Source organism: Ottowia oryzae, from assembly GCF_003008535.1.
Classification (GTDB): domain Bacteria; phylum Pseudomonadota; class Gammaproteobacteria; order Burkholderiales; family Burkholderiaceae_C; genus Ottowia; species Ottowia oryzae.
Genome location: NZ_CP027666.1, coordinates 2,358,725 through 2,382,207, shown reverse-complemented (window position 1 = coordinate 2,382,207; position 23,483 = coordinate 2,358,725). Strand labels below are relative to the sequence as shown.

The window sequence follows — 23,483 nt, the reverse complement described above, 5'->3', positions numbered from 1 at the left end:
TGCGGCCCGCACGGGGCCTGCTTGTGCGGCCACTTTAGGCCGATTCGCAGAAAAAAGGCCACTTGTTTGCGGTGCTAAATGCAGATAGCCGGAATATCATTCTTAAATTAACCAATATTCAAGAACATGATTCTCGATCACCACAGCCTGGCCATCCTGCGTGAGCTGCAGCGCGACGCCCGCCAAACCGTGCAGCAGATCGCCGAGCGCGTGGGCCTGTCCACCACCCCCTGCTGGAAGCGCATCAAGGACATGGAGGCGGCGGGCGTGATCACCGGCTACAGCGCGCTGGTCGACCGCGCGCGCGTGGGCCTGGGCCTGCTGGTGGTGGCCGAAGTCAACCTGAACCAGCACAGCCCCGACACCGTGCAAGCGTTTGAGCGCGCGGTGCAGGCCACGCCGCCCATCGTGCGCTGTCTGTCCACCACGGGCCAGGCGGACTACCTGCTGAGCGTGCTGGTGCCCGACATCGCCGCGTACGAGCAGTTCCTGCACGCCGAGCTGTTTCGCCTGCCCGGCGTCACCCACGTGCGCTCTTCCATCGTGCTGAAGGAAGTGAAGTCGGACGTGCGGCTGCCCGTGCCCACCCAGGCCGCGGCCGCCGATGCGCCACCGCGCAGCGGCCGCACCTCAGCGGGCCGCGCCAGCGCAGCGCCAGCCCCTGCGGCGCGCACTGCACCTCATCCGCCTATTCCGCCCACTCTGCCCAAGGGCATCGACAACGTCTGACAGACCAGCGGCCACGTCGGCCGCATCATGCGTGGCATCCACCCCGTCTTTGCAGCCCGGAGGATCGCCGCCATGAACCGCCCCGCCCCCACCCCACCAGGCGCCACGCGCCACAAACCGTTGACGGTGCTGACCGTGGTGGCCGTAGCACTGGCCTTCGCGGTGCTGGCGTTCGCACCGGCCAAGCCCCCAGTGACGCCCGACGAAGTCACAGGCGCTATCGAGCATCTCACCACCGGCGCAGAAGCCTCAGCCCTTTCACAGCGCACATCCGCTCATCTGCCTGAAAAGCCGTGAATACGTGCGCCGCGGGGGCGGCGCGCTAGAAAATGCCCGCCGACAACCCTGCGGCGAGACCTTCGCCCAGTTCGGAGCACCGCGTCAGGTCTTTCGCGCCCAGCGTTTTCGGCGCCAGGATCTGCTCTGGTGTTTGGGCGTGCGTGCACACGGTCAAGGCCGGCGCCACCGCTTTCAGCCGCCAACCGGTGGCGATGCGCTCCATCTGCCGCGCGGCGTTGCTGCCGTCGCTGCCCGCGCACACCATCACGGCGTACGGGCGGCCCTGGATGCGGTCCAGCACGGGGTAGTAGCAGCGGTCGAAAAAGTCCTTCATCAGCCCGGCGATGGCCGCCAGGTTTTCGGGACAGGCGAAGACGTAGCCATCGGCCGCCAGCAGGTCTTCTGGCCGGGCATCCTGGGCGGTCTTGAGATGCACGGCCACGCCCTCCTGCCCACGCGCGGCCTGTGCGGCGGCCTCGGCCATCCGGCGCGTGCCGCCAGTCATGGAGTGGTAGACGATAAGCAGGTGCTTCATGATGCGGGCCGCGCAGGCATCACGCTTTCAGGGCTTCATATAAAAAACGTGCTCTGGCGCCCACTGCGACAGCGCTGGCAGCTAGCATTTAAATAGCAACCTGTGCGTCAACGCGCGCCGCGCGGATGAGCGCACACGCGCACCGATGCGCCCTGCCGGTGGATCAAACCGCGCCAGCACCCAAAGCCTCAGCGCACCGGCGGCAGCGTGCGCAGTGCGTTCACCGCACCACCGCCGATGGCCGCGCCAAAGCGCTTGGCAAAGCGTTCGGCGATGTTTTCCTTGTTGGTGTAGTCCACCAGCTTTTCGGCCTTGACGACGTCTCGGGCCACCGAATCCAGGCTGCCCAGGCCGTCGGCCAGGCCCATCTGCACGGCTTGCTCGCCGGTCCAGAACAGGCCGCTGAACATCTCGGGGTTGGGCTTCAGGCGGTCGCCCCGGCCTTGCTTGACCACCGCAATGAACTGCTGGTGAATCTGGTCCAGCATGACCTGGGCGTACTGCTTTTGCGTTTCAGACTGGGGGCTGAACGGGTCCAGAAAGCCCTTGTTGGCGCCGGCCGTCAGCAGGCGGCGCTCCACGCCCAGCTTTTCCATGGTGCCGGTAAAGCCGAAGCCGTCCATCAGCACGCCAATGCTGCCGACGATGCTGGCCTTGTTCACATAGATCTTGTCGGCGGCCGAGGCGATGTAGTACGCGGCCGAGGCGCAGGTTTCTTCCACCACAGCGTAGATCGGCTTCTTGTGCAGCGCGCGCAGGCGGCGGATTTCGTCGTTGATCAGGCCCGCCTGCACCGGGCTGCCGCCGGGCGAGTTGATCAAAAGCACCAGCGCCTGGGCGCCGTCGTCTTCCAGCGCGCTGCGCAGGGCGGGCAGCACGTATTCGGCGCTGGCCTCGCCCGTGTCGGCGATTTCGCCCTTGATGGTGACCATGGCCGTGTGCGGCACCGTGGTTTTGCTGGTGGGCAGCATGTCGGCCACCAGCAGCCAGATCAGCGCGCCGAAGAGCAGCATCCACACCAGGCTGCGAAAGATGCGCCAGCGGCGGGCGGCGCGGCGCTCGCGCAGGTCGGCCATCAGCAGTTTTTCGATCGCTTCGCGCTCCCAGTGCAGGGTCTTGGCGTCCAGGGTTACTTCATTTTCCATAGCGTCTTTCGCAGTTGGCACGGGCGCCAGGGCCCGGTATTGTCATGAATAGGCGGGCTGCGGCAGGTGCGCCGCAGCGTCAGAAAACCAATGGTTTGAGCAAGTAGCTGGTGTGCCAGTGCACCACGCCTTCGTCTTCGCTCAGATCCACCTTGATCAGCCCGCCACGGCACGGCCCGCCAGCGCATTCGCCGGTGCCTGGCGCGTAGGCGGCGCCGTGCGAGGCGCACAGCAGCCAACGGCCGGTGTCGTCAAAAAAGCGGCCTTCCTGGTAGTCCATCTCCATCGCCACGTGGGTGCAGCGGTTCAGGTAGGCGTGGAGCTGCCCTTCAAACCGAATGGCGAAGGCGCGGCAGGTTTGGCCGGCGTAAACCACGTCGAAGGCGACGGCCAGGCCGCCTTCAACCAAGTCGGCCGACGCGCACAGCGGCAGGCTTTCAGCGCCTGCGTCGGGCTTACCTAAGGCTTCGGGCGGCCCGTCAACGGGCGCGCTTTCGCTTTCAAGGGGCGGCGCGGGCGGCAGGCTCATGCGTGCACGTTCAGCCATTGGCGCAGCGCTAGCGCGGAATGCAGGATGGCGCGCGGGCCCAGCGCCTCAAATTCGCTGGGCGGGTGCGCGCCGTAGCTCACGCCCAGGCTGGCGCAACCGGCGTTGCGCGCCATTTGCAGGTCGTGCGTGGTGTCGCCCACCATCAGGGTGCGCTCGGGTTCGGTGCCGAACTGGCGCATCAGCTCATTGAGCATGCGCGGATCGGGCTTGCCGGCGGTTTCATCCGCGGTGCGCGATGCGTCAAAGATGCCCTTCAAATCGCGCGTGGCCAGCACGTTGTCCAGCCCCACGCGGCTTTTGCCGGTGGCCACGGCCAGCCAGTGGTGGCGCGCCTTCAGCTCGGCCAGCATGGGCAGCACGCCGTCAAACAGGCTGATGTCGTTCTGGTGCGCCAGGTAATGGTGGCGGTAGCGCTCGCCCAGCAGCGGGTATTTGTCCTTGGGCACGTCGGGGGCGGCGTGGGCCAGTGCGGGCATCAGCGCCATGCCGATCACGTAGGAAGCCGCTTCGTCGGTGGGCCGCGCGCCGCCGACGTCCACCACCGCCTGCTGGATGCAGCGGGTGATGATGCCGGTGGAGTCGAACAGGGTGCCGTCCCAGTCGAAGCAGATCAGGTCGAATTCGCGTGGGCGGTTCATGGGGCTGCGGTGAAGGCTTGCAGGTCAGGCGGCAGCGGCGCCAGCAGTTCCACCCGCTGGTTGGTCACAGGGTGGTTGAACTGTAACCGCCACGCGTGCAGGAACATGCGTTTTAGGCCCTGTTTGTGCAAGGCCTTGTTGCGCTCGAAATCGCCGTATTTCTCGTCGCCCGCGATCGGGTGGCCCTGGCTGGCCAGGTGCACGCGGATCTGATGTGTGCGCCCGGTCTTGATGGTGACTTCCAGCAGGGTGAAGCCCGGCAGCCGCTCACGCACCTTGACCAGGGTGATGGCGCGCATGCCGTCCGGGTCGTCCTTGGGCACCACTTTTACGCGGCGCTCGCCCTCGCCTGCGCCGCCGGGCACCAGGTATTTGTGCAGCGGTGCGTCGATCACCTTGAGTTTGTCCGGCCAGTCGCCCAGCACCAGCGCCAGGTAGGTCTTGCCGGTTTCGCGGTCGCGGAACTGGTCTTGCAGGTGTTTCAGCGCGCTGCGCTTCTTGGCCACCAGCAGGATGCCGCTGGTTTCGCGGTCAAGGCGGTGCACCAGCTCCAGCGTGCGCGCCAGTGGCCTGGCGCGGCGCAGCTGCTCGATCACGCCAAAGCTGACGCCCGAGCCGCCGTGCACCGCCACACCGGCAGGCTTGTCGATGGCCAGGACGGCTTCGTCTTCCAGCAGCACCGGAAACTCGCGCGCTGGCGCGGCCTGGGCGCCGTCCAGCGGTTTGGGCTCGGCCACGCGCACGGGCGGCACACGGATTTCGTCGCCTGTCGCCACGCGCGTGTCGGCGCTGGCGCGGGCCTTGTTCACCCGCACCTCGCCGCTGCGGATGATGCGGTAGACGTGCGTCTTGGGCACGCCCTTGAGGTGGCGCAACAGGAAGTTGTCCAGGCGCTGGCCCGCGGATTCGTCGTCCACTGTCAGCCAACGGACCTCGGGTTTAGCCCGGGCGTCGGACGTGGCCTGATTGGCACCTATAATGCGATTCACTGGCAACCGGCCGTAAGTGGTTGAATTTGAAATGGAAGTTTGCTTGCCCAAGAGAGCAAGTGTAATTCCAGCCCACACAAAGCCTGATGTCAGTACTGGTCGATGCCGGGCTTGCACAAGAAAGCGCTCTGCCCACCGCGCCCCTTTTTTGGGCCCGGGCAGCCACGCACGAAAAGCGCAAGTCGGGTCGACGCGATGAAACCCTGATTAACGGAATACCCAAAATCGGCAGGTGAGCCCGCACAGCGCGTGGCAGGCCTGTCGATCGGATCGAAGCGAGAACCCCGGTGCTGATGGCCATTCTGACAATGCTCGTACGCTGGCTGCGGCCCGCGTATTTCGACGCATTTTCGGTTGCAGCCCGCGCCCAACCAGCGCAAGCAGCTACGCATTTCATAGCGTTTTCACTGCTTCCGCCACCGGCCACCCTCGCCGCCTTCCACGCGCCCCCGCCTGATACAGGCCGCTGAAGCCCCCAGTTTCAGCGGCCCGGATTTCCCTGCCCTGCGCACTGAAATCCAACCGTCTCGCGCCCCGGCAGTTTCCTTCGGTATCGTCGCGCCGTCCCCGGCATCTCGGGCCCCGTTCGTCGGGGCTGTGAAAGAGATTGCAAAAAGGAAACGCATCATGAAACGGATGCTGATCAACGCCACGCAGGCCGAAGAGCGCCGCCTGGCGATCGTCGATGGACAGAAACTGCTCGATTACGAGATCGAGATTGAAGGGCGCGAGCAGCGCAAGGGCAATATCTACAAGGCGGTGGTGACGCGCGTCGAGCCGTCGCTGGAAGCCTGTTTCGTGGATTACGGCGAAGAGCGCCACGGCTTCCTGCCGTTCAAGGAGATTTCGCGCCAGTATTTCGCCGAAGGGGTTTCGGTCAGCCAGGCGCGCATCAACGACGTGATCCGCGAGGGGCAGGAACTGCTCGTCCAGGTCGAAAAGGAAGAACGCGGCAACAAGGGCGCGGCGCTGACCACCTTCGTCAGCCTGGCTGGCCGTTACGTCGTGCTGATGCCCAACAACCCGCGCGGCGGTGGCGTCAGCCGCCGTATCGAGGGCGAGGACCGCGCCGAGTTGAAAGAGGCGATGGACCAGCTCGAATACCCGAAAGGGATGAGCATCATCGCCCGCACGGCAGGCATTGGCCGCACCGCGCCCGAGCTGCAGTGGGATCTGAACTACCTGCTCAAGCTGTGGGAAGCCATCGACGGCGCCGCCAAGGGCGCCAAGGGCGCCTTCCTGATCTACCAGGAAAGCAACCTGGTAATCCGCGCCATCCGCGACTATTTCAATTCGGACATCGGCGACATCCTGATCGACACGGACGACGTGTACGACCAGGCGCAGCAGTTCATGAGCCACGTGATGCCCGAACAGGCGCACCGCGTGAAGCGCTACCGTGACAACGCGCCGCTGTTCAGCCGCTTCCAGATCGAGCACCAGATTGAATCGGCCTACAGCCGCACCGTGACGCTGCCTTCGGGCGGCGCCATCGTGATCGACCACGCCGAAGCGCTGGTCGCGGTGGACGTGAACTCGGCCCGCGCCATCAAGGGCGGCGACATCGAAGAAACCGCCACCCGCACCAACCTGGAAGCCGCCGACGAGGTGGCCCGCCAGATGCGCCTGCGCGACTTGGGCGGCCTGATCGTGATCGACTTCATCGACATGGAAGAGGCGAAGAACCGCCGCGAGGTGGAAAACCGCCTGCGCGACGCGTTGCGCCAAGACCGTGCGCGCGTGCAATTTGGCTCGATCAGCAAGTTCGGCCTGCTGGAGATGAGCCGCCAGCGCCTGAAGCCGGCGCTGTCGGAAGGCGCCTCGATCCCCTGCCCGCGTTGCGGTGGCTCCGGCCACGTGCGCGACACCGAATCGTCGGCGCTGCAGATCCTGCGCATCATTCAAGAAGAATGCATGAAGGACAACACCGCCGCCGTCAACGTGCAGGTGCCGGTGGAAGTGGCCAGCTTCCTGCTGAATGAAAAGCGCCCCGAGATCGCCAAGATCGAGCTCAAGCAGCGCGTCAACGTCACACTGGTGCCCAACAAAACGCTGGAAACGCCGCACTACAAGCTCGAACGCCTGAAGCACGACGACCCGCGCCTGGACGACCTCGACAACAGCTACAAGCTGGCCGAGGAATTCGAGGACCCGACCACTGTCACCCGCCGCAGCCAGGAGCCGACCAACCGCCAGCAGCCGGTGATCAAGGGCGTGCTGCGCGACAGCCCCGCCCCGCAACCCGTGGCCAAGCCCGAGCCTGCCGCCGTGGCGCCCGCCCAGGTGGCACCCCGTCCGGCGCCCGCGCCGATCGTCGCCCCAACGCCAGCACCCGCCGGGCTGATGGGCTGGCTCAAGAGCTTCTTCGGCGGCGCGACCGCGCCAGCGCCAGTGGTGGCCACGCCCGCACCTGCACCGCAAGCTGCATCGCCCGAGAAGACCGAAGCACGCAACGGTGACCGACGCGGTGGCCGTGGCGGCCGTGGTGGCCGAGGCGGCGAAGGCCGTGGTGGTGAGGGCCGAGGCCAAGGCGCCGACGGCGCCCGCCGCAGTGAATCCTCCGCCGAGGGCCGCAATGCCAATGGTGGGCGCGACGGCGGCCGCCGCCAAGGCGAGCGCACAGAGCGCGGCGAACGCACCGACCGCCCGCGCCGCGACGGCCAGCCGGCAGTGCAAGGCGAAGACTTCAGCCCCAAAGCCGTGAGCGAAATCGACAGCGTGGCCGACACCAACGCGCCCCGCGCCCCGCGCACGGACCGTGGTGAGCGCGGCGAACGCGGCGACGGACGCCGTGGTCGTGGCGAGGGCCGCCGCGAGCGCAGCCCGCAGGACGCAGCTCAGGACGTGACCGCCATGTCCGGCAGCGATGTCGCTGCGGAACGCCCACAAGGCGAGCTGGACACCGGCAACGCAGAACGCCGCGAGCGACGCCCCCGCGAGCGCGGCGAACGTGGAGGCCGTGAGCGCCGCGAACGCGCGCCCGAAGGCTTTGACGCAGCATCTGCAGCACCCGCAGCATCGACGGCGAACGTGGCAGAAGCCAGCGCGCCCTCGGACGCGGCCGCGCCGCAAGCCGCGCCGCGCTCGTACTTTGCCCGCGCCGCCGAGGCGCAGGATGCGTCGGCGCCCGTCGCCCATGCGTCGCCCATTGCCGCCGCCCCTGTGACGGCTGCACTGGCTGCAATGGATGTGGAAAGCGCCGCCGCTCACAGCGCACCCGTGGCCCCACGTGAGGCCGCGCCCCGCGCCGCGGCGCCGTCGCGCCCCACGCCTGCACCTGCCCCCGTGGCTGCGCCTGCTGCGGCGCCTGTGCCGCAGGGCATGCCGAAGGTTCAGCCCTTCACCCTGCCCGCGGCTGAGTTGGCCGAGGTGGCCCAAGTGGCCGGTCTGCAGTGGGTGAACTCGGACGCCGACAAAGTCGCCGCCGTCCGGGCTGCCATCGCCGCCGAACCGCGCCCGATCCACGTTCCGCGTGAGCGCCCCGCCCAGGTGGTGCTGGACGAAGGCCCATTGGTGCTGGTGGAAACGCGCAAGGATCTGCGCGACGTCCGCCTGGCGTTCGAGCAAGAAGGCAACGCCGCGCCGCATTAATCCGCGCGCTGCGTGACCACAGCGGGCCCCGGCGACGGGGCCCGCTTTTTTATGGTTCGCGAAACTCTCCGTCGGCACGCGCAAAAGCCGCGCAGCGCCGCGTGTACGCGCCCGGCGTTACCTCAGGCAGAGAATGTCACGCCTCTACACAAATAGCGGCAAATCCGTTAGGCTTGACGCTTCTTGCCTTTCTTCGCGCACGTGCGCTGGCGGCGCAACATGCGCCGGCCGGGCCGATGCAGCCCGTGGCTGAGCGCCACGCCCTCCCCGCATCCCGATGACCCGCTGCACGGTACTGATCGTCACCGACACCGAAACCCGCTCGCTGCAAGTCGATGCCCGGGCGCTGCGTTGGCTCAAGCCCGCGCTGATCGGCCTGTCCGGCGCCGCCGTGTTGCTGACGCTTGGCCTGGCCACCGTGGGCACCCATTACGTCGTCGCACGCGCCGAAAGCCGCAGCGAACTGGACGCCCGCCGCCAGGAAATCGCCGGCCTGCGTGCGCAGGTGGACGATTTGCGCAACTTCACCTCGGCCGAGATCAATGCCAAGCTGAGCGCGCTGAAAAAATCCGAGCAGATGATCAGCGAGCTGCAGGCCTACCTCGGCGCCCGCGGCGTCAACGTCAAGCCCGTGTCGGCAGCACCCGCCACCGGCCAGCCCAACCCCGCTGCCGGCGGCCCGCTGATGTCCGTCGCGCGGCCCGTGCCTTTCACCGGTAGCTTTGCACGCGATGCGGGCGACCTGCTGCAAACCTTGCAATCGGTGCCGCTGGGGCTGCCGCACGACGGCGCGCTCAGCTCGCAGTTCGGCGGCCGACCCAACCCCTTCACCGGGCGCGGCAATGAATCGCACGGCGGGCTGGATTTCAAAGGCACCACGGGCGAGGCCGTTCATGCCACTGCGCGCGGCAAGGTCACGCAGGCCGGGCGCCAGGGCGGCTACGGCAATTCCGTCACCGTGAGCCATGGCTTTGGCTACAGCACCGTGTACGCGCACCTGTCGCGGGTGGACGTGCAGTTGGGCCAGTCCCTGCAACCCGGCGACACGGTGGGCCTGCTGGGCTCCACTGGGCGCTCCACTGGCCCGCACCTGCACTATGAGGTGCAGTGGCGCGGCCAGCGGCTGGACCCGCAATCCTTCCTGGCGCTTGGCGCGCCCGCCCCCAGCGCTCCCTGACCGACGAAAGCGAGTTTTCCATGTTCGGCTCTGGCAAAGACAAGTCCACCCCCGCCGTCGCCCACGCCGCCCAGGCGGGCGCATCCTCCAAACAGATCGATACGCTGATCGCCCAGCAATGCACGCTGGAAGGTGATCTGACCACGCAGAACTCGATCAAGGTCGATGGCCACATCCAGGGCACGCTGCGCGCCGAAGGACGCGCCATCATCGGGGAAACCGGCGTGGTCAAGGGCGATGTGCACGCCGCCGACTTGCTGGTGCTGGGCCGGCTGGAGGGCAACGTGTTCGCCCAGCGCCTGCACCTGCAGGCCACGGCCAACATCCACGGCAACATCACCACCGAATCCCTGCAGGTGGACCCGGGCGCGCGCTACCACGGCAGCGTCAGCATGAAGGACGACGGCGCCACCGTGGTGCCCTTCGCCGCGCCAGGCGCCGCAGCGGCCGCAGAGCCGGCTGCAGGCCGCGCCGCCAAGGGCTGAGGCAACGCTCCGCACGGGCGCCCAACGCGCATTCGCGTCGCTTTGTCGCGCTTCTACAGGCGTGGCTTTCCGCGTGCCGTAACCCAACCACACAGTTGGCAGAACCAGCTCCTTACGCGGGCTGCCTTCTCGGCGCTGGATACCCGCGCGCGGTACGCGGGCGCCGTGGCGCGTCATCAATTCGATGTAAGCTGACCGGTTGTCGGCGCTGCGGCGCCGGCAGTTTGGGTGGCTTCATAGCCAACCCCTAATCATAGATTAGTTAAAATGAATTAGCAAGATCAATAGTTTTGATCTAATATTCACCCATCGCAACGATTTTCATCAACCAAGGAGAACCCTCAATGTCATCCCTCATCAATACCAAGGTCCTGCCGTTCAAAACCCAGGCTTTCCACGATGGCAAGTTCGAAGAAGTGACCGAGAAGAATCTCTCTGACGGCAAGAAATGGTCCGTCGTGATCTTCATGCCCGCGGCCTTCACCTTCAACTGCCCGACCGAGATCGAAGACGCGGCCGACCACTACGCCGAATTCCAGAAGGCCAATGCCGAAGTATTCGTCGTCACCACCGACACGCACTTCAGCCACAAGGTGTGGCACGAAACGTCAGAGGCGGTCGGCAAGGCCAAGTTTTTCCTGGTGGGCGACCCCACGCACCAGTTGACCAACAACTTCGGCGTGCACATCCCTGAAGAGGGCTTGGCGCTGCGCGGCACCTTCGTGATCGACCCCAGCGGCACGATCAAGACCATGGAAGTGCATTCCAACGAAATCGCCCGCGACGTGACCGAAACCCTGCGCAAGCTCAAAGCTGCCCAGTACACCGCTGCCCACCCTGGCGAAGTTTGCCCCGCCAAGTGGAAAGAAGGCGAGAAAACCCTCAAGCCCTCCATCGACCTGGTTGGCAAGATCTAAGGTCTCTAAGGCCCATTAGGCCCCTTGGCGCGCCCGCTTCGGCTGGCGCCCACCGACCGGACGGCGACAGGGCCTTGCGTGCCCTGCTGTCCGGTCTTTTTTTAGCCTGCGTTTTTTGAAGTGAATCAGCCCCCAGCGCACTACACACCAGCGCCGGCAGCTATCAAATAAGGAGTATCCACCATGTTGGACGACGACATCAAGCAACAACTTGCCGCCTATCTGGAGCGCGTGCAGCAACCGTTCGAGATGGTGGCCACGCTGGGCACGGACGCCAAGTCCACCGAAATGCGCGAACTGCTGCAAGAAATTGCCGGCATGCGCCCCGACAAGATCACCCTGCGCACCGACGGGCAGGACGCGCGCGTGCCCTCCTTCAGCCTGAACCGCGTGGGCAGCGACATGAAGCTGCGCTTTGCCGCGATTCCGCTGGGGCATGAGTTCACATCGCTGATCCTGGCGCTGCTGTGGACGGGCGGCCACCCGCCCAAAGTGGAGGCCGACGTGCTGGAGCAGATCCAGAACCTCGACGCAGACCTCAACTTCGAGATCTACATGAGCCTGTCGTGCCACAACTGCCCAGACGTGGTGCAGGCGCTGTCGCTGATGGCCATCTATAACCCGCGCGTCAAGACGACGGTCATCGACGGCGGCATGTTCCAGAAGGAAATCGAAGAGCGCGAGATCATGGGCGTGCCCACCGTGTACCTGAACGGCGAATTCTTCGCCAACGGGCGCATGAGCGTCGAAGAGATCGTGCAAAAAGTGGACACGGGCGCCGCCAAGCGCGACGCCGAGAAGCTGAGCGCCAAGGCGCCCTATGAAGTGCTGATCGTCGGCGGTGGCCCTGCTGGCGCCGCAGCGGCCATCTACGCGGCACGCAAAGGCATTCGCACCGGCGTGGTGGCCGAGCGCTTTGGCGGCCAGGTGAACGACACGATGGAAATCGCCAACTACCCCGGCGTGCCCGAAACCGACGGCCCCCACTACGCCGCCGCGCTGGAGCAGCACGTGCGCAACTACGAGGTGGACATCATGAACACCCAGCGCGTGGCCGAACTGGTGCCCGCGGCGCAGCCGGGCGGCCTGATCACCGTGAAGCTGGACAACGGCGGCACGCTGAAGAGCCGCACCGTGATCCTGGCCACCGGCGCGCGCTGGCGCAACGTGAACGTGCCGGGCGAGCAGGAATACAAGACCAAGGGCGTGGCCTACTGCCCGCACTGCGACGGCCCCTTGTTCAAGGGCAAGGACGTGGCGGTGATCGGCGGCGGCAACTCCGGCGTGGAAGCGGCTATTGACCTGGCTGGCGTGGTCAAGCACGTGCACGTGGTCGAGTTCATGCCCGAGCTGAAGGCCGACCAGGTGCTGGTCAAAAAGCTGCACAGCCTGCCCAACGTGACGGTGCACACCAACAAGCAGACCACAGAGATCCACGGCACAGACGGCAAAGTCAGCTCGCTGGACTTCAAATGCCGCGAAAAAGGCACGCTGACCCAGGTGCCGCTGGAAGGCGTATTCGTGCAGATCGGCCTGGTGCCCAACACCGAATGGCTGGGCACGACGGTGGAGCGCAGCAAGTTCGGCGAGATCGTGATCGACGCCAAAGGCACCACCAGCGTGCCGGGTGTGTTCGCGGCCGGCGACTGCACCACGGTGCCGTACAAGCAGATCGTGGTGGCGGCCGGCTCGGGTTCAACCGCCGCGCTGAGCGCGTTCGACTACCTGATCCGCACGCCTGCGCCGGCCGCCAGTGCGCCTGCAGCCGCCGAGACAGTGGCTGCCTGATCGTCCGCGGCTGACATTGCGCCAAGGCCACGCTTTTGCGTGGCCTTTTTTTTGAAGTGCGCGAGCGGCTGCGCGCTACCGCAGTAAGAGCGTGATCGCTTGTCCTGGCGCGGGCCGGGGCCTAGTCTGACAAGCGCAGCTGCTTTCTTCGCTTACCCTATGACGCTTGTGCAAGGCCTTGCACAGCGCCCTGGCGGCGCGGCGCGAGGCCTGCGTTCACGTCCACACCGATATCCCAGGAGTTTCGATGAGCTATACCTTGAGACAAGTCCGCCCCCTTCTGACGCAGCCCGAACTGGCGCTGTTTGAACTCAGTCGCGTGCCTGCTATCAAGGGGTTCACCGTGCGCCAGCTGGACGGCAAGGTCACCCGCGCGCGCGCCCTTCGCGACAAGTACCGCGACCTGTACCGCCGCCAGACCGTGCAGACGCGTGAGCGCCCCGCCGGTCAACGCAAGGCCACGGGCGGCGACAACGAGCGCACCAGCGTCAAGGCCGACATCCTGGCCGAAGTGCTGGAACGTTTTGAGGCGCAACACGCCAAGCTGAGCGCCGCCCCCGCCAAAGCCGCCACGCCCGCCAAGAAAGCGGCCACCGCCAAGAAGCCGCGCGCTGCTGGCCAAGGCGCCGATCTGCCCATGCGCGCGGGCGCCACGTCTTCACGCCAGCTGGCACGCAAGAAGCAGGCTGCCGCCGATGAAGCCGCCGCCGTCGTGGCCAGCCGCCAGACCGCCTCCAAGAAGGCGCCTGCATCCACCAAGAAAGCCGCTGCTGCCCCAGCTGCGGCACCGGCCAAGGCCAAGCCCAAGTCGAGCAAAGGCGCGGCCACGGCCGATGTGCAAGGCCTGGTCAAAGCGGTGCGCGGTGCCACCCGCGCCAAGGCCAAGGCTTCGGCCCCTGCCGACGCCGCACCGGGCAAGCGCGCGCCCAGCGTGCGCGCCGCTTCCGGGGCGAACGCGCTGGCACAGGGCAAGGCGTCAACCGACGTACCCGCCAAGGCTTTGCGCGCCAACCCGCTCAAGGCCAAGCCGGTGAACAAGAAGATCCACGCCGCGCAGCGTGCGCAGCACGCACGCCACCAAGCGAAGCGCGACGCCGGCTGAGAAGCCCCTTGACCCGAAAAAAAAGGCCACCCGTACGGTGGCTTTTTTTGCGCCCAAGCGGCACGCGCACGTATGTCAGAGGCCCGGCCGCGGGCCACCAGCATGGTGGTTGAGTGCGGTCATGCCGCGACCACTGATTTAGATGAATTTAGCGTCCTGGCGCAGGCGCAGCGGGCGCCAGCAGCTACGACTTCAATAGCAAGTCAGGCCAGCGCGGCTGCGCGCCAGGCTTGTGCCGCTGCGGCTTCGTCGCCGCGCTGCTCCGCCAATTGCGCCAGGGCACGCCAAGCGCCACCCCGCAGGCCGGCATCTTGCAAGCCGCGTGCGGCCTGGGTCAGCAGCAGCTGCGCCCTGCCCCACAGGCCACGGTGCATGCACGCCATGCCGGCCAGGTACTGCAAGACCGGGTCGCGCGGGTGCGCCTGCTGGGCGGCTTCCACGCGGGCCAGCCATTCGGGGTCGTCCGTGCTGCCGTTGGGCGCCATGCCGGCTTCCAGCACGCGCGCCATGCGCACCCGCTGGGCGGGCGCCAGGCTCTCGGGGTGGGCCAGCATCTCGCCCCACACGGGCCGCAGCCATTCGCGCAGCACCGCCTGGTCACCGCCCAGCGCCAGCATGCGCTGCGCAGCGCGCAAGGCCAGCTCGGGCATGGCGCGGTCGCCCGCGTCGAGCGATGACCAGATCGCGCTCAGCTCGGCCGCGTCGCGGGCCTGGGCGATCTGGTCGCCCGCCAGGCCGCGCACCAGCGTGGCCGCCGCGGCGGGCGAAAAAGCGCCGTGCTTGGCCAGCAGGCGGGCCGTGTCCAACGCCTCGCGCTCGCGGCCGGACAGGCGGGCCGCCTTCAGCTTGACGCGCAGCGCGGCGGTGCGGCGGTTGGCGCCGGCGGGCAGTTCGTCCAGGCGGGCCATGGCGGCGCCGGGGTCGCGGTCGTTGAGGGCCCAGCGCGCGGCGCGCAGCAGCACGCCTTCGCGCAGCTCGGGCGCGGCGCCGGGGGCGGCGGCGCGGTCGAGTGCCAACGCCAGGTGCGTGTCGCGCGTGGCCTGGTCCTGCAGGGCGTGGGCGCTTTCGGCCACCGTGAGGTGCGCCAGCGTGCGCAGGCTGGCGCGGTGCGGCAAGGTGTCGCCCGACTCACGCAGGGCCTGCTCGCGCGCCAGCACGGCTTCAGCCGATTTGCGAGCGCGCAGGTAGCGCCCGGCGCTGTACTGCGCCATGGCGTCCATCATCGAGGCGTGGGCGGCGCGCTCACGCTGCTGCGAGCGCCAGCGCCGCGCCTGACGGGGCAATTCGACCATCGCCGCGAACGCGCGCAGGCCGAAATACAGCAGCGCAAAGGCTGCCAGCAGCAACAGCAGCACGAGGTTGACCGACATGTCCACCCGGTGCGGCGGCCAGAAGACGGTGACGGTGCCCTCGTTTTCGCCCGCAAACAGCGCCAGCGCCACGGCTGCGCCAAACAAACCCATGAACCACAGAGCAACGCGCATGGCGGTCAGTTGCTCCGTCCGTTGCCGACGCTGCTGCCAGGGCCCGAGGCGGCGTTGCCCAAGGCCACCAGCGAATCTTCGACGCGCGGCAGGTCGGCCGACTTGCTTTGCGCCATCGCCTCTTGCAGCAGGGTGGCGGCCGTCTGCGTGCGACGCGAAGCCGGGTCGAACCAGGTGCCCAGCGCCGTGCTGGCCGCCGACAGGTCGCTGCGCGCGGCCTCGTACTGGCGCGCCAAAAAGCCCAGGCGCGCCCCTTGCAGGCGCAGCTTGAGGTTTTCGCGCACAAAAAAGGCCTGATCGGGGGTGAGCATGGTCGCCTCGGGCCGCTCGACGCGGCTGACGCGCAGCAGGCTCTCGGCCTCGGCGCGAAAGGCGGCCCAGGTGCGACCCCACCAATTTGCCGGCTCGGCCGCGGCGGCCTCGCGCTGGCGGCTGGCGACGCTGGCGCGCCCCACGTCGTTGGCCACGGGCAGGTCGTCCACCTGCCGCAGCAACTGGTCGATGCGGCCCAGCAGCCCCGCGGTGTCGGTGACGGTGGCGGTTTTCACCCGCTCCAGGTCGCGCGCCACGGCGCGCGCGGCCACGCCCAGGCGCGGGTCTTGCGAGCGACCCAGGCGGCGGTCGGCGGTGCGCAGCGCGGCCAGCAGCGGCGCGGTGCTGCCCGTCAGCTGGGATTGGTCTTGCGCCAGGCGCAGGGCGGCTTCCAGATCCACCGCCAGGTTTTCGTCGCGGGCGCGCGAGGCGCTTTGCGCCAGCTCTTGCAGCTGGCTGCGATAGCCGGCCATGTCGGCCATGCGCGCGTCCAGCGCGGCCAGGCGAGCGGCGGCATCGCGCACGGCATCGTCTGCCTGGCGGGCCACGGCGCGCGCCTCAGCCGCCTGCTTGCCGGATTCGGCGTTCTGGCGGGCCAGCGTCTCCTGCATGCCGCTGACGCGCTGCCACAGCAGGATCGACACGGTGAGCGCCACCAGCGCCACCGACCAGCCGGCGATCATGGCGGGCTGCATGCCCAGGCGGTGTGGTGGGGCGGTGTGCGCCGGCGAGCTTGCGGCGGGGATATCGGGGCGGCCAGCGGGCCGATCAGCTGTGCGATCGGCGGCTCGGTCAGCGGCGCCCGCCGGCTCGGTCGGCGCCTGGGGTGCGGCGACAACGGCGCCGCCCGCTTCTGGCGCCGCTGGCAGCCCCGGGGACGGCGTGGGCTTGTCGGAATCAGGCGTCATGCAGCGATTTTATCGAGGAGGCCACCGCCTCCAGCGTGGGGCGGGCGCCATGCACCGCGCCAAACCCGGCGGCGAGGGCGGCTTCGGCGATGCGCGGGTGCGTGGCGATGGCGTGGGCGCGCTGCCAGCCCTGCCCCGGCAGGCATTGCTGAAGATGGCCCACGGCCTGCGAACTGCTGAAAAGCCACACGCTGCCGTCGCTGGCGGCCTGCTGGGCGCGGGCGCGCCAGGCCGCATCGGGCGTGGGCGCAACGCGCTGGTAGGCCGCGACTTGGTCCAGCGCAGAACCGGCGGCCAACAGGCGCGCAGCCAGCCAGTCGCGCCCGGCAGGCTCGGCATTGCCGTCGCCGCCGCGCACGATCAGCGCGCGCAGCCCGGTGCGCACCTGCGGGCCCACCTGCGCCCACAGCGCTTCGGAATCGAACTGCGGCGCGTCGGCCGCGGGCGCGTCGATGCGATCGGCCGGCCAGCCCGCTTCGATCAGAGCGGTGGTGGTGCCGGGGCCCGGCGACCATGCTCTGGTTGTGATAGCTGCCAGCGCTGGTGAAGCCTGCGCTAGCGGCTGATCTAGTTCAAAAAACATGCGCACGGCGTTGGGGCTGACGAACATCGCCACGTCCCAGCTGGCCAGCGCCGCCTGGGCGCGCTGCAAGGCGGGCGAACTGCTGATGGGCGCAATCTCGATCAAAGGCAAGGCCTGCGCGACGATGCCGTGATCGGCCAGCGCGCGCACCCAGCGGTCGGCTTCGGGCTGGGGCCGCGTGACCAGCACCGGGGCGTGGGCGGGCGCTTGCCCAGGCGTATGCGAGGGCGAGGCGCCGCCCTGCCTGGTGGACGCAGAGCCGGTCAATGCGCCCCGCCTGCGCCCAGCGCTTCGGCCACGCGCTGGCCCAGCGCTTCGGCATCGGCCAGCGTGGCGACGGGGCCTTCGGCTTCGGCGCGCACCAGTTGCGGCGCGCCTTCCGGGTCGCCCCAGGCACCGCGCAAATGCAGCCGGTCGCCCTGCAGCGTGGCGTGTGCGGCCAGGGGCATGGAGCAGCTGCCGCCCATGGCGCGGCTGACGGCGCGCTCGGCCGCCACGGCGAGCCAGCTGGCCTGGTCGACCAGGGGCGCCAGGGCTTCGGCCACATCGGCGCGGTCGGCGCGAATCTCGATGCCCAGCGCGCCCTGCCCAGCAGCGGGCAGCATTTCGTCGGTGCTGAAGATGTGGCGAATGCGCTGGCCCAGGCCCAGGCGCTTCAAGCCCGCCGCCGCCAGCACGATACCGGCGTATTGCCCTTCGTCCAGCTTGCGCAGGCGCGTGTCCAGGTTGCCGCGCAGCGGCTCGATGCGCACATCGTCGCGCTTCATTTCTGATAGCGTGTGGCGCAGCAGCACCGTGCGCCGCAGGCTGGAAGTGCCCACCACGGCACCGGCCGACAGATCGGCCAGGCTGGCGCATTGGGGCGACACCCAGGCGTCGCGCGGGTCTTCGCGCGCCATCACGCAGGCGAGCGCGAAGCCCTCTGGCAGCTCCATCGGCACGTCTTTGAGCGAATGCACAGCCAGCTGGGCGCGGCCTTCGGCCAGCGCGGTTTCCAGCTCTTTGACAAACAGGCCCTTGCCGCCCACTTTGCTGAGGGTGCGGTCCAGGATCTGGTCGCCGCGCGTGGTCATGCCCAGCAGATCGACGCGGTGGCCGTGCACCGTCAGCAACTGCTGGACGTGCTCGGCCTGCCACAGGGCAAGGCGGCTTTCACGGGTGGCGATGGTCAGCATCAAGGGCATGGCGGGCTAGCTTTTTCGACAGGTTCACACGGAACAGGCGATGGTACTGCCGCGTGGGGGCCAAGGGGGTTGCGCCAGGGCAATGCGCGTGGCCGGTTCGGCGCCATCGGAGGTGGCGCCTTACCACCCAATTCATTGCTTAATGCGGTGCCAGCGCCCGCCCACAGTGCGCCAGCAGCTACGCTTTCAAGAGCAACTGGCCAGCGCTTCGCGCAGCGCGGCCACCTGGCGGCGCGACACGGGCAGCAGCTCGTCGATGCCCGCCAGGCGCACGGCCCAGCCGTCGCCCTCGTCCGGCTCGTGCTGGCGCACCAGGGCGCGGATGGCGTCGCGCGCGACGAGCGCGTTGCGGTGGATGCGCACGAAGCGCGGGGGCAGGCGCCCTTCGAGTTGCGCCAGGCTGTCGTCCAGCACGTGCGTGGCCTGGGCGGTGCGCACGGTGATGTATTTCAGCTCGGCCTTCAGGTAGAGCACTTCGCTGACGGGCACGCGCACGGTGCGCCCACGCTCGCTGATCAGCAGCCATTGTTCAGCCAAATCAGGCGCTGGCGCTGTGTTGATTTGCGTCAGGCGCTCTGCTTTTTGAAGCGCGGCCTGCAGGCGCTCGCGCCGAACGGGCTTGGTGAGGTAGTCGGCCGCGTCCAGCTCGAAGGCCTTCACGGCGTGCTCGGCGTGCGCGGTGACAAAGACCACCGCCGGCGGCTGGGGCAGCTGCGCCAGCGCCTGCGCCAGCGCAATGCCGTCGGTGCCGGGCATGTGGATGTCCAGCAGCACCACGTCGAACGGCTGGCGGCGCGCCAAGGCCATGGCCTCGTTGGCGTCGCCGGCCTCGCCCGCGGCCACGGCGGCCGGTTGTTGGCAATCGCCCAGCAGCGTGCGCAGGCGCGAGCGGGCCAGCGGCTCGTCGTCCACGATCAGCACGTTCAGGGGGGCGGTCATCTCAGCGGCACTGCGGTCAAAGTTGAAGGGCTTGCCCAATTGGGCGCAACGGCAAGTCTGCACCGGCGCGGCGGCCATGGGCGCGGGCGTGGCCGACGGCGGAAGGCGGCGTGCGCCAAGGTGTGAAGGCTTTCACGCGCGTGTGGCTTTCTCTGGCATGGGCACCTCGATACGGGCCTGGTACACGCCGTCAACCAATGCAGTGCGGAAACTGCCGTGCAGATCATGTAACAAGCGCAACCGCGACCGCACGTTGGCCAGCGCAATGCCATGCCCGCGCTGGCCCTGACCCGCGGGCACGGTGTTGGTCACCTTGATGAGCGCCACCGGCCCGCGCAGCTGGGTGGACACGCGCAGCTGCGCGCCGCGCGCGCTGGGCTCAACCCCGTGCTTGACGGCGTTTTCGACCAGCGGCTGCAAGATGAGTGGCGGCAGGCGCGCCTCGTTCACGCGCTCGTCCAGCGACCATTCCACCCGCAGGCGGCGGCCAAAGCGCACCTGTTCGATCTCGAGGTAGCCGCGCGCCAGGTCGATCTCTTGCCCGATGGTGGAGCTGTCTTCCTGATCGGCCAGCGCGTGGCGAAACAGATCGGACAGGTCTTCCAGCACGCGCTCGGCCTTGGCCGGCTCGGCGCGCACCAGGGCGATGGCCGAATTGAGCGTGTTGAACAGGAAGTGCGGGCGAATGCGCGACTGCAGCTCGGCCAGCCGCGCCGTGGTGGCCGCCGGCGTGCGCCCCCGCACGCGCCACACCAGCCCCGCCACCAGCCCGGCCGCCAGCAGCGCACCCGTGAAGGCACTGGCCACCCACGGCGGCGTGGGCGCCAGGTTGAGCAATGTCAGCATTCCGCACGCATACAGCCCGGCCAACGCGCCCAAGGCAATGCCGGCGGTGATCTGCAGGCCCTCGCCCAGCCGGGCCAGCGGCCGCTTCAAAGCGCAGGCCACGATCAGCCACAGCAAGGTGGCTGGCAAGACCCCGGCCGTCATCACCGACAGGCGCGTGGCCCAGTCGATCAGGCTTTCGGCGAAGTACATCACGGCCACCGCCGCCACCACTTCGACGAACAACACGGCCCGCAACACCACGCCGACCTGACATGCGTCAAACACCAGCACCGGCCCAGGCGGCGCGGGGGCGCGGCGCGGTAACTTGCGCTCGATGAAGGTCGATAGAATTTGAGAATCGTCCATGGGCCTGTCCGTGGCGCCCCAGTGTAGGGGCCTGCGGCGTGCGCTGGTCAGCCCGCGCGAGCCGTCCGTCGATCCAGACGAGCCCCTCGTAGCTACCCCCGGCGCATACGCCCCAATCCAATTTCCCGACGCATGTCCACCAATCAATTCGACAAGAAAACCGAAGCCTGGTCTGCCCTGTTCTCCGAACCCATGAGCGAGCTGGTGCAGCGCTACACGGCCAGCGTGTTTTTCGACAAGCGCCTGGCCGACGCCGACATCACGGGCAGCCTGGCGCACGCCGACATGCTGGCCGCGCAGGGCATCATCAGCCCCGCAGACTTGGCAGACATCCAGCGCGGCATGGCGCAGATCCGGCAAGAAATCGCCGATGGCCGGTTCGAATGGAAGCTGGCCCTCGAAGACGTGCACCTGAACATCGAGGCGCGCCTGACGCAGCTGGTGGGCGACGCCGGCAAGCGCCTGCACACCGGCCGCAGCCGCAACGACCAGGTCGCCACCGACATCCGCCTGTGGCTGCGCGGCGAGATCGACTTGCTGATCGGGCTGCTGCGTGAGCTGCAGCTGGCGCTGGTCGATGTGGCCGAGAAAAACGTCGACGTGATCCTGCCCGGCTTCACCCACCTACAGGTGGCGCAGCCCGTGAGCTTTGCGCACCACCTGCTGGCCTACGTGGAAATGTTCAGCCGCGACGAGCAGCGCATGCAGGACGTGCGCCGTCGCGTGAACCAGCTGCCCCTGGGCAGCGCCGCGCTGGCCGGCACCACCTACCCGCTGGACCGCGAGCGCGTCGCCAAAACCCTGGGCATGGAAGGCGTCTGCCAGAACAGCCTGGACGCCGTCAGCGACCGCGATTTTGCTATTGAATTCGCAGCTGCCAGCGCCCTGGTGATGGTGCACATCAGCCGATTGAGCGAAGAACTCATCCTGTGGATGAGCCAGAACTTCGCCTTCATCCGCATCGCCGATCGCTTCACCACCGGCAGCTCGATCATGCCGCAGAAGAAAAACCCCGACGTGCCCGAACTCGCGCGCGGCAAGACCGGCCGCGTGGTCGGCCACCTGATGGGCCTGATCACTCTGATGAAAGGCCAGCCGCTGGCCTACAACAAAGACAACCAGGAAGACAAAGAGCCGCTGTTCGACACCGTGGACACGCTGCGCGACACGCTGCGCATCTTTGTCGAGATGATCGGCGGCCAGACCAACCCCGCCACCGGCGCCAAGGAAGGTGGCATCACCGTCAACGCGCCCGCCATGCAGGCTGCCGCCCAAAAGGGCTACGCCACGGCGACCGACCTGGCCGATTACCTCGTCAAAAAAGGCCTGCCCTTCCGCGATGCGCATGAAACCGTGGCCCACGCGGTGAAGGCCGCGCAGGCGCAGGGGTGCGACCTTTCCGAACTGCCGCTGGACGTGCTGCAAGGCTTTCATCCCGCCATTGCGCAAGACGTGTACCAGGTGCTTTCGCTGCGGGGCAGCCTGGAAGCGCGCAACACCTTGGGCGGCACCGCGCCCACGCAGGTGGCCCGCCAGATCGAGGCGCAACGCGCTCGCCTGGCCCGGCCCTGAACTGCCCGGTCCACAGCGCAGCAACCTTTGGCCATTGAGCAATGCATTTCCAAGATTCCAGGATCTCCGTCGTCATCCCCAGTTTTCGCGTCCGCGCGCACATCCTGGGTGTCCTGAGCCGCATTGGTCCCGAAGTCGCTGTCATCTACGTAGTGGACGACTGTTGCCCGGAACAGTCCGGCCAATGGGTTGCGTCCCAATGCACCGACCCCAGGGTGCGCGTGCTGTACCACGCTGAAAACCAGGGTGTCGGCGGCGCCGTGATGACCGGCTACCTGGCGGCCATCGAGGACGGCCAGGACATCGTCGTCAAGATCGACGGTGACGGGCAGATGGACCCGGCGCTGTTGCCGCAGTTCGTCGCGCCACTGCTGTCCGGCGATGCGGACTATGCCAAGGGCAACCGGTTCTTCCACCTGGATGAAATCCACCAGATGCCGGCCATTCGCCTCTTCGGCAATGCGGTGCTCTCGTTCATGAGCAAGGTTTCCACCGGCTATTGGGGCCTGTTTGACCCGACCAACGGCTACACCGCCATCCAGACGCGCGTTGCCAGCCATTTGCCAATGGATCAGATCAGCAAGCGCTACTTTTTCGAGACCGACATGCTGTTTCGGCTCAATACGCTGCGCGCCGTCGTAGTCGATGTGCCCATGGATGCTTTCTATGGCGACGAAGAAAGCAACTTGAGAATCACGAAAGTTCTTCCGGAGTTTCTATCCAAGCACGTTCGCAACACCTTCAAGCGGATTTTCTATAACTATTACTTGCGCGACCTTTCACTGGCGTCGTTCGAGTTGCCGCTGGGCCTGTGTTTAAGTATTTTTGGCCTGATTTTTGGCGCCTACCGGTGGTGGCACGTCATGGAAACTGGGGTTGCCGCCACCGCCGGTACCGTGATGCTTTCCGCCTTGCCGTTGATTCTGGGCGTCCAGTTTTTACTGGCTTTTCTGGGCGCTGACATTGCCAACCAGCCCCAGAAACCGGTCTTTCGATCCTTCACGATTCGCAAAAAACCCATTTGAGATGAGTCTTTCAATCTACCTGCTGGGGCTGATCTGCGTACTGGGTATCGCAGCAGGCCAACTGATGTTCAAGCTGACGGCCAACGCCATCAACACTGCTGGCACTATCTTCAGCTTGGCGCCGCTGGCCTGGTTCACCGCCACCATTGCGCTGTATGGCATTACCTCCATCGGTTGGGTGCTAATTTTGCGCTACGCGGACCTGGGTAAGATTTATCCGGTAATGGCGCTGGCGTTTGTGCTGGTGCCACTGGCCAGCCATTTTATTTTTGGCGAGCAGTTTCCAAAGGGCTTTTACCTGGGCACCGCACTGCTCATCGCGGGTCTGCTGGTCATTTTCACGAGCGGAAAATGAAT

The 23,483-nt window shown here is 67.3% G+C and carries 21 protein-coding genes and 1 pseudogene; 11 read left to right on the top strand and 11 right to left on the bottom strand.

The features are described from left to right. Positions 1–126: 126 nt before the first annotated feature. Both C6570_RS10995 and C6570_RS10990 read left to right on the top strand, forming a co-directional pair. A pseudogene (locus C6570_RS10995) lies at positions 127–582 on the top strand (Lrp/AsnC family transcriptional regulator); the annotation flags it as partial. A 219-nt stretch (positions 583–801) separates the two neighbouring features. After that, a complete protein-coding gene (locus tag C6570_RS10990; RefSeq protein WP_106703242.1) occupies positions 802–1,026 on the top strand; it encodes a hypothetical protein in 225 nt (74 codons plus the stop codon). Positions 1,027–1,051: 25 nt separating this feature from the next. On the opposite strand, the gene C6570_RS10985 is transcribed toward C6570_RS10990, so the two are convergent. The 5 genes from C6570_RS10985 to C6570_RS10965 all read right to left on the bottom strand — a co-directional run bounded on the left by C6570_RS10985 (position 1,052) and on the right by C6570_RS10965 (position 4,865). After that, positions 1,052–1,543 (bottom strand): flavodoxin family protein, encoded by a 492-nt coding sequence (locus C6570_RS10985; protein ID WP_106703241.1) that lies wholly within the window; start codon positions 1,541–1,543, stop codon positions 1,052–1,054. A gap of 188 nt (positions 1,544–1,731) precedes the next feature. Then, complete coding sequence (locus tag C6570_RS10980; protein WP_106703240.1) at positions 1,732–2,688, bottom strand: S49 family peptidase; 957 nt, start codon at positions 2,686–2,688, stop codon at positions 1,732–1,734. 79 nt (positions 2,689–2,767) lie between these two features. Beyond that, entirely contained in the window at positions 2,768–3,217 is a 450-nt protein-coding gene (locus tag C6570_RS10975) for a Rieske (2Fe-2S) protein (RefSeq protein WP_106703239.1), read from the bottom strand. Continuing rightward, positions 3,214–3,876, bottom strand: coding sequence for an HAD family hydrolase (locus C6570_RS10970; RefSeq protein WP_106703238.1), 663 nt, complete (start codon positions 3,874–3,876; stop codon positions 3,214–3,216). Before C6570_RS10970 ends, C6570_RS10975 begins: the two co-directional genes overlap by 4 nt. Beyond that, on the bottom strand, positions 3,873–4,865 hold the full coding sequence (locus C6570_RS10965) for an RluA family pseudouridine synthase (RefSeq protein ID WP_106703237.1): 993 nt from the start codon (positions 4,863–4,865) through the stop codon (positions 3,873–3,875). The genes C6570_RS10970 and C6570_RS10965 overlap by 4 nt, the downstream gene beginning before the upstream one ends. Before the next feature lie 627 nt (positions 4,866–5,492). Between C6570_RS10965 and C6570_RS10960 the strand changes: the two genes are divergently transcribed. The 6 genes from C6570_RS10960 to C6570_RS10935 all read left to right on the top strand — a co-directional run bounded on the left by C6570_RS10960 (position 5,493) and on the right by C6570_RS10935 (position 13,925). After that, a complete protein-coding gene (locus C6570_RS10960) occupies positions 5,493–8,456 on the top strand; it encodes an Rne/Rng family ribonuclease (RefSeq protein ID WP_106703236.1) in 2,964 nt (987 codons plus the stop codon). 277 nt (positions 8,457–8,733) lie between these two features. Then, positions 8,734–9,633 carry a M23 family metallopeptidase gene (locus C6570_RS10955; RefSeq protein ID WP_106703235.1) on the top strand — a complete coding sequence of 300 codons (900 nt, stop codon included), beginning with the start codon at positions 8,734–8,736 and terminating at the stop codon, positions 9,631–9,633. Between the two features lie 20 nt (positions 9,634–9,653). Then, positions 9,654–10,118: a bactofilin family protein gene (locus tag C6570_RS10950; RefSeq protein WP_106703234.1), complete on the top strand. Its 465-nt coding sequence runs from the start codon at positions 9,654–9,656 to the stop codon at positions 10,116–10,118. 344 nt (positions 10,119–10,462) lie between these two features. Continuing rightward, positions 10,463–11,035 carry an alkyl hydroperoxide reductase subunit C gene (gene ahpC / locus C6570_RS10945; RefSeq protein WP_106703233.1) on the top strand — a complete coding sequence of 191 codons (573 nt, stop codon included), beginning with the start codon at positions 10,463–10,465 and terminating at the stop codon, positions 11,033–11,035. Positions 11,036–11,218: 183 nt separating this feature from the next. Then, the gene (gene ahpF, locus C6570_RS10940; protein WP_106703232.1) at positions 11,219–12,823 is read left to right on the top strand and encodes an alkyl hydroperoxide reductase subunit F; all 1,605 of its coding nucleotides are present in this window, start codon (positions 11,219–11,221) and stop codon (positions 12,821–12,823) included. A 247-nt stretch (positions 12,824–13,070) separates the two neighbouring features. Next, positions 13,071–13,925: a hypothetical protein gene (locus tag C6570_RS10935; RefSeq protein WP_106703231.1), complete on the top strand. Its 855-nt coding sequence runs from the start codon at positions 13,071–13,073 to the stop codon at positions 13,923–13,925. A 203-nt stretch (positions 13,926–14,128) separates the two neighbouring features. On the opposite strand, the gene C6570_RS10930 is transcribed toward C6570_RS10935, so the two are convergent. The 6 genes from C6570_RS10930 to C6570_RS10905 form a co-directional block, all read right to left on the bottom strand. Further along, a complete protein-coding gene (locus C6570_RS10930; protein WP_106703230.1) occupies positions 14,129–15,409 on the bottom strand; it encodes a heme biosynthesis protein HemY in 1,281 nt (426 codons plus the stop codon). Between the two features lie 5 nt (positions 15,410–15,414). Beyond that, complete coding sequence (locus C6570_RS10925; RefSeq protein WP_425437928.1) at positions 15,415–16,416, bottom strand: uroporphyrinogen-III C-methyltransferase; 1,002 nt, start codon at positions 16,414–16,416, stop codon at positions 15,415–15,417. Between the two features lie 202 nt (positions 16,417–16,618). Continuing rightward, positions 16,619–17,479 (bottom strand): uroporphyrinogen-III synthase, encoded by an 861-nt coding sequence (locus C6570_RS10920; protein ID WP_425437872.1) that lies wholly within the window; start codon positions 17,477–17,479, stop codon positions 16,619–16,621. Continuing rightward, positions 17,476–18,396, bottom strand: coding sequence for a hydroxymethylbilane synthase (hemC, locus tag C6570_RS10915; RefSeq protein ID WP_106703227.1), 921 nt, complete (start codon positions 18,394–18,396; stop codon positions 17,476–17,478). Before hemC ends, C6570_RS10920 begins: the two co-directional genes overlap by 4 nt. 186 nt (positions 18,397–18,582) lie before the next feature. Next, positions 18,583–19,335 carry a LytR/AlgR family response regulator transcription factor gene (locus C6570_RS10910; protein WP_245896167.1) on the bottom strand — a complete coding sequence of 251 codons (753 nt, stop codon included), beginning with the start codon at positions 19,333–19,335 and terminating at the stop codon, positions 18,583–18,585. A 132-nt stretch (positions 19,336–19,467) separates the two neighbouring features. Beyond that, positions 19,468–20,529 carry a sensor histidine kinase gene (locus tag C6570_RS10905; protein ID WP_106703226.1) on the bottom strand — a complete coding sequence of 354 codons (1,062 nt, stop codon included), beginning with the start codon at positions 20,527–20,529 and terminating at the stop codon, positions 19,468–19,470. 132 nt (positions 20,530–20,661) lie between these two features. On the opposite strand from C6570_RS10905, the gene argH reads away from it, so the two are divergent. The 3 genes from argH to C6570_RS10890 are packed head-to-tail and all read left to right on the top strand — an operon-like array spanning position 20,662 to position 23,481. Further along, the gene (gene argH, locus C6570_RS10900; protein ID WP_106703225.1) at positions 20,662–22,101 is read left to right on the top strand and encodes an argininosuccinate lyase; all 1,440 of its coding nucleotides are present in this window, start codon (positions 20,662–20,664) and stop codon (positions 22,099–22,101) included. 41 nt (positions 22,102–22,142) lie between these two features. Further along, entirely contained in the window at positions 22,143–23,126 is a 984-nt protein-coding gene (locus C6570_RS10895) for a glycosyltransferase family 2 protein (protein ID WP_106703224.1), read from the top strand. A 1-nt stretch (position 23,127) separates the two neighbouring features. Next, positions 23,128–23,481, top strand: coding sequence for a DMT family transporter (locus tag C6570_RS10890; RefSeq protein ID WP_106703223.1), 354 nt, complete (start codon positions 23,128–23,130; stop codon positions 23,479–23,481). The last annotated feature ends 2 nt before the right edge of the window (positions 23,482–23,483 follow it).

Excerpts from the sequence above, each read along its gene's own strand:
- C6570_RS10990 (WP_106703242.1), top strand. The coding sequence starts at position 802 with ATGAACCGCCCCGCCCCCACCCCACCAGGCGCCACGCGCCACAAACCG.
- C6570_RS10985 (WP_106703241.1), bottom strand. The coding sequence starts at position 1,543 with ATGAAGCACCTGCTTATCGTCTACCACTCCATGACTGGCGGCACGCGC.
- C6570_RS10980 (WP_106703240.1), bottom strand. The coding sequence starts at position 2,688 with ATGGAAAATGAAGTAACCCTGGACGCCAAGACCCTGCACTGGGAGCGC.
- C6570_RS10975 (WP_106703239.1), bottom strand. The coding sequence starts at position 3,217 with ATGAGCCTGCCGCCCGCGCCGCCCCTTGAAAGCGAAAGCGCGCCCGTT.
- C6570_RS10970 (WP_106703238.1), bottom strand. The coding sequence starts at position 3,876 with ATGAACCGCCCACGCGAATTCGACCTGATCTGCTTCGACTGGGACGGC.
- C6570_RS10960 (WP_106703236.1), top strand. The coding sequence starts at position 5,493 with ATGAAACGGATGCTGATCAACGCCACGCAGGCCGAAGAGCGCCGCCTG.
- C6570_RS10955 (WP_106703235.1), top strand. The coding sequence starts at position 8,734 with ATGACCCGCTGCACGGTACTGATCGTCACCGACACCGAAACCCGCTCG.
- C6570_RS10950 (WP_106703234.1), top strand. The coding sequence starts at position 9,654 with ATGTTCGGCTCTGGCAAAGACAAGTCCACCCCCGCCGTCGCCCACGCC.
- ahpC (WP_106703233.1), top strand. The coding sequence starts at position 10,463 with ATGTCATCCCTCATCAATACCAAGGTCCTGCCGTTCAAAACCCAGGCT.
- ahpF (WP_106703232.1), top strand. The coding sequence starts at position 11,219 with ATGTTGGACGACGACATCAAGCAACAACTTGCCGCCTATCTGGAGCGC.
- C6570_RS10935 (WP_106703231.1), top strand. The coding sequence starts at position 13,071 with ATGAGCTATACCTTGAGACAAGTCCGCCCCCTTCTGACGCAGCCCGAA.
- C6570_RS10930 (WP_106703230.1), bottom strand. The coding sequence starts at position 15,409 with ATGCGCGTTGCTCTGTGGTTCATGGGTTTGTTTGGCGCAGCCGTGGCG.
- C6570_RS10925 (WP_425437928.1), bottom strand. The coding sequence starts at position 16,416 with ATGCAGCCCGCCATGATCGCCGGCTGGTCGGTGGCGCTGGTGGCGCTC.
- hemC (WP_106703227.1), bottom strand. The coding sequence starts at position 18,396 with ATGCCCTTGATGCTGACCATCGCCACCCGTGAAAGCCGCCTTGCCCTG.
- C6570_RS10910 (WP_245896167.1), bottom strand. The coding sequence starts at position 19,335 with ATGACCGCCCCCCTGAACGTGCTGATCGTGGACGACGAGCCGCTGGCC.
- C6570_RS10905 (WP_106703226.1), bottom strand. The coding sequence starts at position 20,529 with ATGGACGATTCTCAAATTCTATCGACCTTCATCGAGCGCAAGTTACCG.
- argH (WP_106703225.1), top strand. The coding sequence starts at position 20,662 with ATGTCCACCAATCAATTCGACAAGAAAACCGAAGCCTGGTCTGCCCTG.
- C6570_RS10895 (WP_106703224.1), top strand. The coding sequence starts at position 22,143 with ATGCATTTCCAAGATTCCAGGATCTCCGTCGTCATCCCCAGTTTTCGC.
- C6570_RS10890 (WP_106703223.1), top strand. The coding sequence starts at position 23,128 with ATGAGTCTTTCAATCTACCTGCTGGGGCTGATCTGCGTACTGGGTATC.